Here is a 15558-nt window from a genome sequence, read left to right on the forward strand (position 1 = left end):
CCTTTTTCAGTTCGACGCACGGTAAAGTCCGTGCGCATCGATATAGGCCAGGACCGCGTCGGGCACCAGGAAACGTACCGACTTACCGCTGGCCAGCAGTTGACGGATCTGGGTGGCGGATACCGCGAGCGGCGTCTGCCAGACGAATGCAATCTGTCCGCTCGACCCTTTGAGGGCCAGCGGGTCGCTCACCGAGCGCGCTGCCAGCAGGTTGCGCAAGGCATCCGGCGGTTCGCTGTCGGCATCCGGGCGTTGCAGCACCAGGATGTGGCAATGCTGGAGCAACTCTTCCCAGCGGTGCCAAGTGGGCAGGCCGCAAAATGCGTCCCAGCCCAAAAGTAGAAACAACTGGTCATCAGCGGCGAGTTCCGCGCGCATCAGTTCCAGGGTGTCGATGGTGTAGGACGGCTTGTCGCGCTTGAGCTCGCGGTCATCCACCACCAACGGCGTCATACCGGCCACCGCGCGCTCGACCATCGCCAGACGGTCCTGCGCCGAAACCTGCGGCGTATCCCGATGCGGCGGCCTGGCGCTGGGCGTCAGGCGCAACTCATCAAGGGCCAGCGCTTCAGCGACTTCCAGCGCGCTGCGCAAATGGCCGATGTGCACCGGATCGAAGGTCCCGCCCAGGACGCCAATGCGTCGGGGGCCGGTTTCGCCGGCGGTCACAGCGGCGCTCTGGCCGAGATCGCCCAAGTCAGACCGGCTCCTGGCCGCGCAACTGGCCATCACCGACCACGATGTACTTCTCGCAGGTCAGACCTTCGAGGCCCACCGGGCCGCGGGCGTGCAGCTTATCAGTAGAAATGCCAATCTCGGCACCCAATCCGTATTCGAAGCCATCGGCAAAGCACGTCGGGGTGTTGATCATCACCGAGGCCGAATCGACTTCAGCCACGAAACGCCGGGCTTCACCCTGGTGTTCGCTGACGATCGAGTCGGTGTGGTGCGAGCCGTAATGGTTGATGTGCTCGATCGCCTGGTCCAGGCCATCGACCACCAGGATCGACAGAATCGGCGCCAGGTATTCGGTGCTCCAGTCTTCTTCGGTCGCGGCCACGACGTCGATGATCGCCCGGGTGCGTTCACAACCGCGCAGTTCGACGCCTTTTTCGCGGAACTGTTCGGCCATCGCCGGCAGGAATGCCTTGGCGATCGCTTGATCGACCAACAGGGTTTCCATGGCGCCGCAGATACCGTAACGGTAAGTCTTGGCGTTGAACGCAATGCGCTGGGCCTTCGGCAACTCGGCGTGGGCACTGACATACACGTGGCAGATGCCGTCCAGGTGCTTGATCACCGGCACGCGAGCGTCGCGGCTGACCCGTTCGATCAGGCCCTTGCCGCCGCGCGGTACGATCACGTCGACGTACTCGGGCATGGTGATCAGCGCACCAACGGCAGCACGGTCGGTGGTTTCGACCACTTGCACCACGGCCGGCGGCAAACCGGCTTCAGCCAGGCCGCGCTGAATGCAGGCGGCAATCGCACGGTTGGAATGAATGGCCTCGGAACCACCGCGCAGGATGGTTGCGTTACCCGACTTCAGGCACAGGCTCGCGGCATCGATGGTCACGTTTGGCCGTGACTCATAGATGATCCCGACCACGCCCAGCGGCACGCGCATCTTGCCGACCTGAATACCCGACGGCCGGTAACTCATGTCGCGGATCGAGCCGACCGGGTCGGGCAACGCCGCCACCTGACGCAAACCGACGATCATGCCGTCAATGCGTGCGGGGGTCAGGGCCAGACGTTCGAGCATGGCCGGCTCAAGCCCATTGGCCCGGCCTGCGGCCAGATCCAGCTCATTGGCGGCGGTCAACTCGGCGCGAGCGTTATCCAAAGCGTCGGCGGCAGCCAGCAGGGCGCGGTTTTTCTGCCCGGTACTGGCACGGCCGATCACGCGGGAAGCGTCGCGGGCAGCGCGACCCAAACGGGTCATGTAGTCAAGAACGGACTCAGTCATGGTCTCTGTGGTCTTGGCAAAGAGGAAAGCGGCAGATTATAGCTGTCACACGCTCCTACTAACAGCAGTGACGGGCGGATGGTCGAAATGGGCAGTGTTCAGCCTCGATTAAGTCCGCAGTTGTTATCATTCCGTCATATTTACCTGATCACTTCGGCCGCCATGTCTATTTTGACCGCAGCGAAACTGCCAAAAGCCCTGCCCGACAGCTTTTTCAACCGTGATGCTCAGTTGCTTGCCTGTGAATTGCTGGGCAAAGTGATCCGCCATCGAGTCGGTGACCTGTGGCTTTCGGCGCGGATTATCGAGACCGAAGCCTATTACTGCGAAGAAAAGGGCAGCCACGCCTCCCTCGGCTACACAGAAAAGCGTAAGGCTTTGTTTCTGGATGGCGGCCACATCTATATGTACTACGCCCGTGGTGGTGATTCGCTGAACTTCAGCGCCCACGGACCGGGCAATGCGGTGCTGATCAAATCGGCTTACCCGTGGGTCGATGAACTCTCCGGCCCGGCGAGCCTGGCGCAGATGCTGCTCAACAATCCCGACGCCTGCGGTCGACCGCGCCCCTCGCAGAAGCTCTGCGCCGGGCAGACCTTGCTGTGCAAGGCGCTGGGTCTGAAAGTACCGATCTGGGATGCCAAGCGCTTCGATCATGAAGTGTTGCTTGTCGAAGACGTCGGCACACACCCCGTGCATGTTATTCAGACCACACGTCTGGGCATTCCTCATGGTCGTGACGAGCACCTGATGTACCGCTTCGTCGACAGCGCTTACGCCCCTTACTGCACCCGGAACCCCCTGCGACGCGGCCAGGTCGAAAACCGCGATTATTTCCTGATCTGAAACACCATCCCCCGAAGGAGCTGCCGAAGGCTGCGATCTTTTGATCTTAAAAAGATCGCAGCCTTCGGGGCCAATAAATGAAATGGAGTTGTATGTATGGGCCCATGGCTCGATAGCCTGACCGTCTGGTTGACGGTGAATCCGCAATGGCTGGCGGTGGCGGTATTCATAGTGGCCTGCGTTGAGTGCCTGGCAATTGTCGGGTTAATCGTGCCCGGCATCGTGTTGCTGTTTGCCATCACGGTACTGGCCGGCAGCGGCGCGCTGTCGCTGGGCGAAACGCTGCTGCTGGGTTTCCTTGGCGGCCTGTTCGGCGATCTGCTGTCGTATTTCCTGGGCAGGCACTTCCACCAGAACATTCGGCGCTTGCCAGGGCTGCGTCACCATCCGGAATGGATCAACGGCGCCGAAAATTATTTCCAGCGCTATGGCATCGCGAGCTTATTGGTCGGGCGCTTTATCGGTCCTTTGCGCCCGATGCTGCCAATGGTTGCCGGGATGTTCGACATGCCGTTCCCGCGCTTCTTTGCTGTCAGTTTGCTGGCGGGGGCCGGCTGGTCGGTGGCCTACCTGCTGCCGGGCTGGGCCACGGGCGCGGCGATTCGCCTGCCGCTGCCGGAAGGTTTCTGGCCTCAAGCCGGTCTGATAGCCGGTAGCATCGCGGTATTGGTGGGCCTGAGCATCAACAGCAGTTTGCGCGGTCATCGCCAGGCCACCGCACTGATCACCGGCCTCAGCCTGGTGATACTCGGCGGGCTGTTCATAGGCTATCCGCACTTGAGCGCCTTCGACCAAGGCCTGATGACGCTGGTTCAAGAACACCGCAGCCCGGCGCTGGATGAAGTCGCGGTAATGTTCACCCTGATCGGCGAATTCAAAAACATGCTGGTGATCAGCGCGGCGCTGACGACCCTGCTACTGATCACACGCCAATGGCGGCACATGATCTTCGCCGGCAGCACGCTGCTGGTCACCGCGCTGGCGAATACCGGGACCAAGAACCTGTTCGCCCGGATGCGCCCGGAAGTACTGACCGACCCACTGACCAGCTACAGCATGCCCAGCGGTCATGCGTCAGGCTCGTTTGCGTTGTTCCTGACCCTCGCAGTGCTGGCCGGCCGGGGCCAACCGCAGCGCATGCGCCTGACCTGGTTGCTGCTCGGTTGCTTGCCGGCAGCCGCCATTGCCCTGTCGCGGGTTTATCTCGGCGCACACTGGCCAACCGATATAACCGCCGGCGCGATGTTGGCGGCTTGCGTGTGTGCTGCCAGCCTGGCCGTGACCCAGCGTCAGACACCCTTGAGCCCTATGCCGGCCAAGGTCTGGTGGTCGGTGTTGCCGGTAATGCTGGCATTGTTCGGGTTCTTCGCGCTGTGGCACTTGCCTCATACATTGCAGCGGTATGCCTACTGACAAGCATTAGGCAAACAACTCGCCCTGCAACTCGTCCAGCAATGCCTGAATCGCATCCAGGCGCTGCTGCGGGTTGTCGAGTTGCAGCAGTTCGATCTTGTCCTCTTCAGAAAACGGCAACAGGTACGCCAATTGATTGGCCAGTGACTGTTGCCCGGTCGCTTCGGTACCCATGTTCAACGCTTCGACCATCGGGTGTTCGGCCAACGCCTTGAGCAGTGCGACCAGATCGGCGTCTTCGTCCTGTAGCGGTTGTTCCGGCTCGTCTTCCAGCCACTCGACCTCGGCGACGGTCAACTGATCGCGCTGCGTCTCGGTGCGCAGAACATGGAAGCGCCGCCCGCCCTGCACCCGAATACCCAGCAGACCATTATCCTGCTGCTTGAAATCGGTCATCAGCGCTTCGCATCCCACCAGCGCGTAGCCCTCCGGGGCGATGCCGACTTCTTCGCCGTCGAGGATGCACACCACGCCGAAGCCACCGCCCTGCTTCATGCAGCGGCTGATCATGTCCAGATAGCGCGCCTCAAAAATCTGCAAGTCGAGGATGCAGCCAGGAAACAGCACCGTGTTCAGCGGAAAAAGCGGCAAGCTCATAGACATTTCCTTACACCACCATCGACACCGCCAACGGCAGGAACACCGCCGTGGCCACGCCCATCAGACTCATCGCCAGCGCTGCGAAGGCGCCGCACTCTTCACTTTCCTGCATCGCCACCGCAGTCCCGACTGCGTGGGCGGTCATGCCCAGCGCCATACCGCGGGCTTCCGGGCTGTGCACACCGAGCCGGTTCAACAGACTCGGGCCGAAAATGGCGCCAATCACTCCGGTGATCAACACGAACACCGCCGCCAGCGCCGCCACTCCGCCAATCTGCTCGGCCACCAGCATGGCAATCGGCGAGGTGACCGATTTGGGCGCCATGGTCATCAGGATCATGTGCTCGGCGCCAAACCACCAACCCAGCAGCACGCCCATGCCGGTGGCAACCACACCACCTATCACCAGCGTAGTAAATATCGGCCAGAACAGCTGTCGAATCCGCCGCAGGTTCAGGTAGAGCGGCACCGCCAGTGCAACGGTCGCCGGCCCCAGCAGAATGCTGAGGAACTCGGTGCTTTTGCGGTATTCGGTATACGTCAACCCACACGCGAGCAACACGCCGATCACCAGCAGCATCGATACCAGTACGGGCTGCAGAAAGATCCAGCGGGTTTTCTCGAACGCCGCCAGCACCAGTTGATAAGCGCCCAACGTAACGCCGATACCGAACAACGGGTGATGAATCACTGCCGCCAGCGCTCCCTGCCAGTCGAAGATCATCACGACTCCTCCGAACGCACGGCGTGGCGCTTGACCAGCCGTTGCATCAAGACCCCGGCGAAGGCCATGGACAGCAGCAGCGACAACACCAGTGCGCCGACGATGGCCCAGAAGTCCGCCGCAATATCGGCGGCGTACACCATCACGCCCACCGCTGGCGGCACCAGCAGCAAGGGCAAATAACGCAGCAGGCTGCTGGCGGCCAGGCTCAGGGGCTCAGCCACTTCGCCACGAATGACCAGGAACCCCAGCAGCAACAGCAGGCCGATAATCGGCCCTGGCAGCACCGGCAAAAACAAATGGTTGAGGGCCGTGCCGAGCAATTGAAACAGCACCAGCCAGGTCAGGCCGCGTAGCAACATCCGTCATCTCCAGCAAAACTCGTCCCCCACACGCGGGCCGAGCATTATAAGCACGACAACGCTATGCACCGGCATTCGCCAAAAGCATGGTCAGTTGACCTGAGCCAATTGTCATGTTGATCTAAAGTGGTTTTCCGGGAGGTCAAATCCCCCCATTCGAAAAACTATAAATCCGATGAACCCAAGGAGAGTCTCAATGCCCTATGTTCCCGTTGCAGAGCTCAAAGATTATGTCGGCAAGGAACTCGGACGTTCCGAATGGCTCACGATCGATCAGGACCGCATCAACCTGTTCGCTGAAGCTACAGGCGATTATCAGTTCATCCACGTTGACCCGGTAAAAGCCGCACAAACCCCGTTTGGCAGCACCATCGCCCACGGTTTTCTGTCGCTGTCGCTGATCCCGAAACTGATGGAAGACATCCTGGTCCTGCCGCAAGGCTTGAAGATGGTCGTCAACTACGGCCTGGACAGCGTGCGTTTCATTCAACCGGTGAAGGTCGACTCCAGAGTCCGGCTCAAGGTCGAACTGAGCGACGTTACCGAAAAGAAACCCGGCCAATGGTTGCTCAAGGCCACCGCCACGCTGGAAATCGAAGGCCAGGAAAAACCGGCGTACATCGCTGAACCGTTGTCGCTGGCGTTCGTTTAACCCTCACCCGATGCGAAACAGCCCTACGCTGTTTCGCACAGCTCTATATATCAGACACATAGCTGCGGCATACTCCCTCGCCTAATTGCCCGGATCCCGCTATGCGCTCACTTGCACCCCTTGCTCTGACCCTGTTGCTCACCGCGTGTGGTGACGGCGAATCGCTGCTGCCGCCCGACGCACGCCTGCCTGATGGCGGCCGCTATCGGGGTGATCTGGTCAATGGGTTGCTGCAAGGCCAGGGCCGGATCGACTACCCGAACGGCAGCTGGTACGCCGGTCAGTTCGACAAGGGCCAGTGGCACGGTCAGGGCGAATGGCACGGCAGTAACGGCGAGGTTTACCGCGGGGAGTTCCAGCAGGGGCTGTTCCATGGCCAGGGCACGCTGACCACCAACGGCAGCAGCTACACCGGCGGCTTCAAACTCGGGCGGCGCGACGGTGAAGGCACCCTCAAAGAAGACGGCATGACCTACCGTGGCGAGTTCAAGGCCGATCAGTATTCCGGCCTCGGCCGTCTCGAGCTTGAAGACGGCAGCCAGTATCAGGGCCAGTTCGCCAACGGCAAACCCAACGGTGAAGGCCAGCGTGGCGATGCCAGCGGCAACCAGTTCACCGGTACTTTTGTCGACGGTCAGCTGGAAGGCAACGGCACCTTCAGCAGTGCCGAGGGCGACAGCTACGTCGGTGGCTTCAAACAGAATCAGTTGAACGGCAAAGGCCGCTACGAGAACGCCGACGGCGACGTGTGGGTCGGCCAGTTCAAGGAAGGCGCGCTGAACGGAAAAGGCGAATTGATCGGCGCCGACAACAGCCACTACATCGGCCAATTCAGTGATTGGCGTTTCACCGGTCAAGGCCGTTTGAATCTGGCGGACGGCAGCTTCTACATCGGCGAGTTCAATAACGACAGCTATCAAGGGCACGGCACGCTGGTGCTGACGGATGGCACCGTGCAAAGCGGCGACTGGATCAATGGCCAGCGTGTACGCGATGCTAATGGCAAGTTGCTGCCAGACACCCTCGAGTTGGGGTTACTGGCGCAAGGGCGCCTGCTCGAAGACGCGCTGGCCAATGTGCCGGCCTCGACCCCGGCGATCGAGCTGTACACCCTGACCGTGGGCGGCGACGGCAAGCAGAGCGTGTTTCTGCGCGAGTCCGATTACGTCAGCAACATGCTCGCCAGCCGCTTCGGCGCCTACGGCCAGATTCGCCTGGTCAACCATCGCGACCACCTCGGCGACCGGCCGATGGCCACGCGCGAGAACCTGCGCCGCGCCGCCCTGACCCTGGCCGAACGCAGCGGGCCGGAAGATCTGGTGTTCATCTACCTGACCAGCCACGGCACCCACGAACACGAACTGGTGCTCGACCAACCGCGCATGGAACTGGCCGATTTGCCGGCTGACGAATTGGCCGCCGTCCTCGCTCCGCTGAAAAACCGCGACAAGATCATCGTGATTTCGGCCTGCTACTCCGGTGGTTTTATCCCGGCACTCAAAGACGAACGCACACTGATCATGACCGCCTCGCGCGCCGACCGGGTGTCGTTCGGCTGCTCGGAGGAAGCTGACTTCACGTACTTCGGCGACGCGTTGTTCGTTCAGGCACTGAACCAGACCGACGATCTGGAGCAGGCATTCAAACTGGCCAAGGCCACGGTCGCCGAGCGCGAACTGGCAGATAACTTCGAGGCATCGGAACCACAGATCTGGGCGCCTAAAGGGGTGTTGGCGCATTGGCAATTACTGCGCAAGCAACAAGCACGCAAGGCACTACAAAGTGCCGCTTTAACCAGCAAGGAAGCAAAGAGCAACTAAGCTGAAACAGTATCAAGGGGGAAACATTATGTACTTGACGCCTCAGCATGTATTGCTCGCTGGAGCCACCGGCCTGACTGGTGAACACTTACTCGATCGGCTGCTCAACGAGCCGACCATCAGCCGCGTACTGGCACCGTCACGCCGACCACTGGCGGAACATCCTCACTTGGAAAACCCGGTTGGCGATCCGGCGGTGCTTCTCCCCCAACTCAGTGGCCGCGTCGACATTGCCTTCTGCTGCCTGGGCACGACGATCAAACAGGCCGGCTCCGAACAAGCCTTTCGCGCCGTCGATCTGGACCTGGTGGTGGCGTTTGCCAAACGCGCGCGGGAAATGGGCGCACGACACTTGATCGTGATCAGCGCCCTGGGGGCTGATCGCAGATCCTCGGTTTTCTACAACCGGGTCAAGGGCGAGATGGAATACGCATTGCGCGCACAGAACTGGCCGCAACTGACTATCTGCCGACCTTCCCTGCTACTGGGAGATCGCCTTGAACCGCGACTCGCCGAACAACTGGCAGGCCCGCTGTCCAAACTGATTCCCGGCAAATACCACGGCATCGAAGCCTGCCAACTGGCCCGCGCCATGTGGCGCCTGGCGCTGGAAGAACAGGATGGCTTGCGGATTGTCGAGTCGGATGAGTTGCGCAAGTTAGGCAAATAGATCGGCGGTGACTGGGCAGGCGTCATCGCGAGCAAGCTCGCTCCCACACTTGATCGGTGCCGTTCACATAATTTGCATTCACTGAAGATCCAATGTGGGAGCGAGCTTGCTCGCGATAGAGCGCGGCAGCGCTCCGCTACAACCCGCCCGTCGCCTGAAGCCCTACCCCCAGCACCGTCAACACCGACAGCGGCAACAGCAGCGTGTCGAGCAGCGCGCTGGCCGGCAGGTCGATGCCGGGGTAGCTCGGTGCTTCGGCGCCAAAACGATCCTTGGCGCAGCAACCGCCGTCCAGCGCGTACAGATCAAGGCGCATCCCCGAGTACACCACCGGCGCTCCGGGCTTGGCCGCATCCAATGTGCGTGCGGTGGCACAACCGCCCAATTGCAGGGCGAGCAGAAGACTCAATAGCTTATTCATCGCTGCTCAAATGGTGTTCGCCCCAACGCGGCAGCATGTCTTGCGGGATGTTCAATAGATTGAGAATCCGCGCCACGACAAAGTCCACCAGATCATCGATGGTCTGCGGCTGGTGATAGAAACCCGGCGAGGCCGGCAGAATGGTCACGCCCATGTTTGACAGCTTGAGCATGTTTTCCAGGTGAATACTGGAATACGGCGCCTCGCGTGGCACCAGAATCAACTGCCGACGCTCTTTCAAGGTCACGTCGGCGGCGCGCTCGATCAGGTTGTTGCAGGCGCCTGTGGCAATCGCCGACAAGGTCCCGGTCGAACACGGCACCACCACCATCGCGGCCGGCGAGCCGGAGCCCGAAGCCACGGGCGACATCCAGTCTTCCTTGCCATACACCCGAATCTGCCCGGCAGCCGCGCCGGTGTATTCAGTGAGGAAGGCCTGCATCATCTGTGGTTTCGGCGGCAGCGTGACGTCGGTCTCGGTCGCCATCACCAGTTGCGCGGCCTTGGAAATCAGGAAGTGCACCTCGCGGTCTTCGCGCACCAGACAATCGAGCAGGCGCAAGCCGTACTGGGCGCCGGAAGCGCCGGTCATGGCCAGCGTGATGCGATCCGGACCGTTACTCATTTAAGCGCCTCAGCCAATTTGCCGTGCAGGCCGCCGAAGCCGCCGTTGCTCATGATCACCACGTGGGTGCCCGGTTTGGCCTGGCGCTTCACCTGCTCGATAATGCCGTCCAGCGAGTCGCAGACCATAGATGGCACGGTGCACAGCGCAGCAACGGCGGGCAAGTCCCAGCCGAGGTTGGCCGGTGCATACCAGATCACCTGATCGGCATCGACCACGCTTTCCGGCAAACCGTCACGGTGCGCGCCGAGCTTCATCGAGTTGGAACGCGGTTCGATGATCGCGATCAACGGTGCGTCGCCGATGCGTTTGCGCAGACCGTCAAGGGTGGTCGCAATGGCGGTCGGGTGGTGAGCGAAGTCGTCGTAGATAGTGACGCCGTGAACTTCAGCGACTTTTTCCATACGACGCTTGACGCTCTTGAACGCGCTCAACGCGGCGATACCCATCGCCGGAACCACGCCCACATGCCGCGCGGCCGCCAGAGTCGCCAGGGCATTGGCAACGTTGTGCTGGCCGGTCATGTCCCACTCGACCACGCCTTGGGCGACGCCTTCGAACATCACTTCAAACTTCGAGCCGTCTTCGCTGAGCAACTTGACCTGCCACTGCCCGCCTGCGCCGGTGGTTTGCACCGGGGTCCAGCAACCCATTTCGATCACGCGCTGCAACGCAGGTTCGGTGGTCGGGTGAATCACCAGGCCTTCACTCGGGATGGTCCGCACCAAGTGGTGGAACTGTCGCTCGATGGCCGGCAGATCGGGGAAGATGTCGGCGTGATCGAACTCAAGATTATTGAGGATCGCGGTACGCGGACGGTAGTGAACGAATTTCGAACGCTTGTCGAAGAACGCGCTGTCGTATTCATCGGCTTCGATCACGAAGAACGGCGTGTCACCCAGACGCGCCGATACCGAGAAGTTCTGCGGCACGCCGCCAATCAAAAAGCCCGGGCTCATGCCCGCGTGTTCCAGCACCCAGGCGAGCATGCTGCTGGTAGTGGTTTTACCGTGAGTGCCGGCAACCGCCAGCACCCAGCGGCCTTGCAGCACATGGTCGGCCAGCCATTGCGGACCGGAGACGTACGGCAGGCCTTTGTTCAGTACGTATTCGACCGCCGGGTTGCCGCGCGACATCGCATTGCCGATCACCACCAGATCCGGGGCCGGATCGAGTTGGGAAGGATCATAGCCTTGCGTCAGCTCGATGCCCTGCGCCTGCAACTGCGTACTCATCGGCGGGTAGACGTTGGCATCGGAGCCCGTCACATGATGGCCCAGCTCTTTGGCCAGAACCGCCATCGAGCCCATGAAAGTGCCGCAAATACCCAGAATATGAATGTGCATAGTCAACCTCGTAAACATCGAGGCAGGTTAGCGTAGAGGGCCGAAAATCGCACTCTTTAGGTGATGGGCTGGCTTTGCTCTCTCGTTCCCACGCTCCGCGTGGGAACGAGCATAGTCGCGACGTGGTTTAACGGGCGATGCCGTGTTTGCGCAGTTTTCTATAGAGGGTGTTGCGGCTGACACCCAGTTGTTCAGCGGTATGGGTCATGTGCCAACGCTGCTGCTCCAGGGCATTGAGCAACGCCAGGCGTTCGGCATCGTCCAGCGGATATTCGGACACCTCGTCCGCCTGCGCTAACACTGGAGCCGGTCGGACCTGCCGAATCATCACCGGCAAATCCTCAACCCCGATCCGTCCGTCATCGCACAATGCCGCCAGGGTCCGCAGCACATTGCGCAATTGCCGCACGTTACCCGGCCAGGCGTAGTCGAGCAGCGCCTGTCGCGCCGCAGCGTCAATCAGCACCGCCTCCCCACCCGACTCTTCAGCCAGCAAAAAGTCCAGCAACTGCGACTTGTCGCTGCGTTCGCGCAACGCTGGCAAGGCGATTTCCAGGCCATTGAGGCGGTAATACAAGTCTTCGCGGAAACTGCCGTCCTGTACCCGCTCGAGCAAATTCCGGTGAGTGGCACTGATGATCCGCACATTGACCGGCAGCGGCTCACCACCGATGGGCACCACCTGCCGATCTTCCAGCACCCTTAATAGTCGGGTTTGCAGCGCCAGCGGCATGTCACCGATCTCGTCGAGAAACAACGTGCCGCCATCGGCCTGCTGCAACTTGCCGCGCATGCCCTCTTTGCGGGCGCCAGTGAAACTGCCGCCGCGATAGCCGAACAGTTCGCTCTCGATCAGGCTTTCCGGGATCGCCGCACAGTTGAGCGCGACGAAGGCTTTGTCGGCGCGCTGACTGGCCTGGTGCACGGCCTTGGCGAAGGCCTCCTTACCTGAGCCGGTTTCACCGTTGATCAGCAGCGGCACATCACGCTCGAAGACTCGCAAGGCTTTACGAAAATCAGCCTGCAGCCCTTCATCCCCCAGGCAAATGCCCGAAAGTGCCGGGCGCTCGGCAATGACCGGCTGTTGCAGCACCGGGGTCGGAATGCTGCGCGGCTGGCCGCGCAGCAGCGCAAACAGCACCCGCCCGTCGCGGGTGCGTAATGGCCAACTGGCGCTAGCATTAACGCTCGCACGCCCCAGCAGTTCGTCCAGCGAGCAATCGAAAAACGCCTCGACCGGCTTACCCAGCAACCCGCCACGAATATGCCCCAGCAGGTTCAACGCGCTCTGATTGACCGCGCTGATCCGCCCTTCGCCGTTAAACGCCAGCAGCCCTTCGCTGAACAGCCCGACCGACTCGGCCTGCAAGTGAAAGCGCAGCAGCCATTGATTGTCGAAGTAACGCAGGAAGTAGCAGCTCTCGATCATCTTCGCCGAGAGGTTGACCAGCGCCATGGTGTGGAACTGACTCTGACGCGAGACATCGTGACGCGCCGACGACACGTCGAGCACCGCCAGCAGTTCGCCGTGCGGGTCGAACACCGGGCTCGCCGAACAGGTCAGGCCGGTGTGGCGACCGCGAAAGTGTTCATCCTGGTGAATGGTCAGCGACTGCCGCTCCACCAGGCAGGTGCCGATGCCATTGGTGCCTTCGCAGGCTTCGCTCCAGTCAGCGCCAAGCCACAGACCGGCGCGCTCGAAAATCTTCCGTTCGGCAGGCGCGGTGACACAGTTGAGAATCACCCCGCGGGCGTCGGTCAACAGCACGGCGTGGCCGGCACCGGAAAGTTGTTGATGCAGGCTGGTCATTTCGCCACCGGCAATCTGCAGGACTTGCTGCAAGCGCTCGCGACTCTCCAGCACACGACCGTGTTCAAGCACCGTCGGCGCCATGGTCAGGGCCGGGTCGAGGTGATAATCCTCAAGACAACGCAGCCAGGAACGGGCGATGGACGGATCGCTGCCCGGCCCCTGCAAATGGGATTTGCCTTGGGTCACGGTCAAGACTTGCTGGGCATGGCGACTCAAATGGTTGCTGTGCATTTTTTATTATTCTCCCCTGGGCTCAACTGCCTTGCATGAGGTGACGCCCAGCATCCTCCAGCATCAAGCGCATTGCAATGCTGGCCTGACCACCAGGTCACAGGTTGTGCCACAAGCGGTACAAACTGTCACAAGGCCTGTACCGCATCTGTCACAGGCCCTGTATCACCACCCCCTTGAAAAAGCCGTAAGCCCTTGATTTACCTGAACTTCAAAGCACTGGCCCGACCTTTGCTCTACGCTTCTCAAGCGCTTACTGCGCGTACTCCCTTATAAGCACAAAAGCCAAGGAGATACTCACCATGCGTTACGCTCACCCAGGTACTGAAGGCGCTATCGTTTCGTTCAAGAGTCAATACGGCAACTACATCGGCGGCGAATTCGTCGCGCCTGTCAAAGGTCAGTACTTCACCAATACCTCCCCGGTCAACGGCCAACCGATTGCCGAATTCCCCCGCTCCACGGCCGAAGACATCGAAAAAGCCCTGGACGCTGCCCACGCAGCCGCCGACGCCTGGGGCAGCACGTCTGCTCAGGCGCGCTCGCTGGTGCTGCTGAAAATCGCTGACCGCATCGAGCAAAACCTCGAAGTCCTGGCGATCACCGAAAGCTGGGACAACGGCAAAGCCGTGCGTGAAACCCTCAACGCCGACATCCCGCTGGCCGCTGACCACTTCCGCTACTTCGCCGGTTGCCTGCGCGCCCAGGAAGGCAGCGCCGCGGAAATCGACGGCAACACCGTGGCTTATCACATTCACGAACCGCTGGGCGTGGTCGGGCAGATCATCCCGTGGAACTTCCCGATCCTGATGGCCGCCTGGAAACTTGCCCCGGCACTGGCCGCCGGTAACTGCGTGGTGCTCAAGCCCGCCGAGCAAACCCCGCTGGGTATTACCGTGCTGATGGAACTGATCGGCGACCTGCTGCCGCCCGGCGTGCTGAACGTCGTGCAAGGTTTCGGCAAAGAAGCCGGTGAAGCCCTGGCCACCAGCAAACGCATTGCCAAAATTGCCTTTACCGGCTCGACGCCGGTCGGCTCGCACATCATGAAATGCGCCGCCGAAAACATTATTCCGTCCACCGTGGAACTGGGCGGCAAATCGCCGAACATCTTCTTCGCCGACATCATGCAAGCCGAACCGACCTTCATCGAGAAAGCTGCCGAAGGCCTGGTGCTGGCGTTCTTCAACCAGGGCGAAGTCTGCACCTGCCCGTCCCGCGCGCTGGTGCAAGAGTCGATCTACGACGACTTCATGAAAGTGGTGATGAAGAAGGTCCTGCAAATCAAACGTGGCGACCCGCTGGACACCGACACCATGGTCGGCGCCCAGGCATCCGAGCAGCAATTTGACAAGATCCTCTCCTACCTGGAAATCGCCAAAGGCGAAGGTGCCGAGTTGCTGACCGGCGGCAAGGTGGAAAAACTCGAGGGCAACCTGGCGACCGGGTATTACATCCAGCCGACCCTGCTCAAGGGCACCAACAAAATGCGCGTGTTCCAGGAAGAAATCTTTGGCCCGGTGGTGAGCATCACCACCTTCAAGGACGAAGCCGAAGCCCTGGCGATTGCCAACGACACCGAGTTCGGCCTTGGTGCCGGTCTCTGGACCCGTGACATCAACCGCGCCTACCGCATGGGCCGGGCGATCAAGGCCGGTCGTGTCTGGACCAACTGCTACCACCTGTACCCAGCCCACGCCGCGTTCGGTGGTTACAAGAAGTCTGGTGTCGGCCGTGAAACCCACAAAATGATGCTCGACCACTACCAGCAAACCAAAAACCTGCTGGTGAGCTACGACATCAATCCGCTGGGCTTCTTCTAACTCCGCGCGAAATCGCGTAACGGCTATCGCGGGCAAGCCTTGCTCCTACAAATCCCCCCCCTGTAGGAGCATGGCTTGCCAACGATGGCGCCTTCATTGACACAACCTACATTGCCCTGCCGCTCTGGCACGGGCTTTGCGTGCCTGCTCGACAGATTAACCGCTGCGTGAACAGCGTCGATCCACCCAAACCGCCACACCCGAAAGTCCAACAGATCGAACAATAAAAAACAGAGAGGACTT

Annotated in this window: 15 protein-coding genes; 6 read left to right on the top strand and 9 right to left on the bottom strand. The window is 60.9% G+C overall.

Translation table 11 applies throughout. From position 1 onward, the window contains the following. Window positions 1-6 precede the first annotated feature (6 nt). Entirely contained in the window at window positions 7-729 is a 723-nt protein-coding gene (gene nadD, locus FPT12_RS11585) for a nicotinate-nucleotide adenylyltransferase (RefSeq protein ID WP_256676705.1), read from the bottom strand. Beyond that, window positions 698-1969: a glutamate-5-semialdehyde dehydrogenase gene (locus FPT12_RS11590; protein WP_145016374.1), complete on the bottom strand. Its 1272-nt coding sequence runs from the start codon at window positions 1967-1969 to the stop codon at window positions 698-700. The genes nadD and FPT12_RS11590 overlap by 32 nt, the downstream gene beginning before the upstream one ends. Before the next feature lie 162 nt (window positions 1970-2131). On the opposite strand from FPT12_RS11590, the gene FPT12_RS11595 reads away from it, so the two are divergent. Together FPT12_RS11595 and FPT12_RS11600 are read left to right on the top strand one after the other, a co-directional pair. Continuing rightward, a complete protein-coding gene (locus FPT12_RS11595; protein WP_145016375.1) occupies window positions 2132-2815 on the top strand; it encodes a DNA-3-methyladenine glycosylase in 684 nt (227 codons plus the stop codon). A gap of 96 nt (window positions 2816-2911) precedes the next feature. Further along, window positions 2912-4228: a bifunctional DedA family/phosphatase PAP2 family protein gene (locus tag FPT12_RS11600; RefSeq protein WP_145016376.1), complete on the top strand. Its 1317-nt coding sequence runs from the start codon at window positions 2912-2914 to the stop codon at window positions 4226-4228. A 6-nt stretch (window positions 4229-4234) separates the two neighbouring features. Here FPT12_RS11600 and FPT12_RS11605 read toward each other — a convergent pair whose 3' ends face one another. The 3 genes from FPT12_RS11605 to FPT12_RS11615 are packed head-to-tail and all read right to left on the bottom strand — an operon-like array spanning window position 4235 to window position 5914. After that, entirely contained in the window at window positions 4235-4825 is a 591-nt protein-coding gene (locus FPT12_RS11605; RefSeq protein ID WP_145016377.1) for an LON peptidase substrate-binding domain-containing protein, read from the bottom strand. A gap of 10 nt (window positions 4826-4835) precedes the next feature. After that, window positions 4836-5552: an LrgB family protein gene (locus tag FPT12_RS11610; protein ID WP_145016378.1), complete on the bottom strand. Its 717-nt coding sequence runs from the start codon at window positions 5550-5552 to the stop codon at window positions 4836-4838. Next, window positions 5552-5914 (bottom strand): CidA/LrgA family protein, encoded by a 363-nt coding sequence (locus FPT12_RS11615; protein ID WP_145016379.1) that lies wholly within the window; start codon window positions 5912-5914, stop codon window positions 5552-5554. The genes FPT12_RS11610 and FPT12_RS11615 overlap by 1 nt, the downstream gene beginning before the upstream one ends. 196 nt (window positions 5915-6110) lie before the next feature. On the opposite strand from FPT12_RS11615, the gene FPT12_RS11620 reads away from it, so the two are divergent. The 3 genes from FPT12_RS11620 (at window position 6111) to FPT12_RS11630 (ending at window position 9056) form a co-directional block, all read left to right on the top strand. Next, entirely contained in the window at window positions 6111-6566 is a 456-nt protein-coding gene (locus FPT12_RS11620) for a MaoC family dehydratase (protein ID WP_019693819.1), read from the top strand. 101 nt (window positions 6567-6667) lie between these two features. Next, window positions 6668-8386, top strand: coding sequence for a C13 family peptidase (locus FPT12_RS11625; RefSeq protein WP_145016380.1), 1719 nt, complete (start codon window positions 6668-6670; stop codon window positions 8384-8386). A 28-nt stretch (window positions 8387-8414) separates the two neighbouring features. Further along, window positions 8415-9056 carry an oxidoreductase gene (locus tag FPT12_RS11630; protein WP_145016381.1) on the top strand — a complete coding sequence of 214 codons (642 nt, stop codon included), beginning with the start codon at window positions 8415-8417 and terminating at the stop codon, window positions 9054-9056. A gap of 136 nt (window positions 9057-9192) precedes the next feature. On the opposite strand, the gene FPT12_RS11635 is transcribed toward FPT12_RS11630, so the two are convergent. The 4 genes from FPT12_RS11635 to FPT12_RS11650 form a co-directional block, all read right to left on the bottom strand. Further along, entirely contained in the window at window positions 9193-9477 is a 285-nt protein-coding gene (locus FPT12_RS11635) for a YceK/YidQ family lipoprotein (protein ID WP_145016382.1), read from the bottom strand. After that, window positions 9470-10102, bottom strand: coding sequence for a flavin prenyltransferase UbiX (gene ubiX / locus FPT12_RS11640; protein ID WP_019693823.1), 633 nt, complete (start codon window positions 10100-10102; stop codon window positions 9470-9472). The genes FPT12_RS11635 and ubiX overlap by 8 nt, the downstream gene beginning before the upstream one ends. Further along, entirely contained in the window at window positions 10099-11448 is a 1350-nt protein-coding gene (gene mpl, locus FPT12_RS11645; RefSeq protein WP_145016383.1) for a UDP-N-acetylmuramate:L-alanyl-gamma-D-glutamyl-meso-diaminopimelate ligase, read from the bottom strand. The genes ubiX and mpl overlap by 4 nt, the downstream gene beginning before the upstream one ends. A gap of 127 nt (window positions 11449-11575) precedes the next feature. After that, window positions 11576-13492: a sigma-54-dependent Fis family transcriptional regulator gene (locus FPT12_RS11650; protein WP_145016384.1), complete on the bottom strand. Its 1917-nt coding sequence runs from the start codon at window positions 13490-13492 to the stop codon at window positions 11576-11578. 302 nt (window positions 13493-13794) lie between these two features. Here FPT12_RS11650 and FPT12_RS11655 point away from each other — a divergent pair, with 302 nt between their 5' ends. Next, window positions 13795-15315, top strand: coding sequence for an aldehyde dehydrogenase family protein (locus FPT12_RS11655; RefSeq protein WP_145016385.1), 1521 nt, complete (start codon window positions 13795-13797; stop codon window positions 15313-15315). Window positions 15316-15558 lie beyond the last annotated feature (243 nt).

Source organism: Pseudomonas sp. H3(2019) (assembly GCF_007713465.1).
GTDB lineage: Bacteria > Pseudomonadota > Gammaproteobacteria > Pseudomonadales > Pseudomonadaceae > Aquipseudomonas.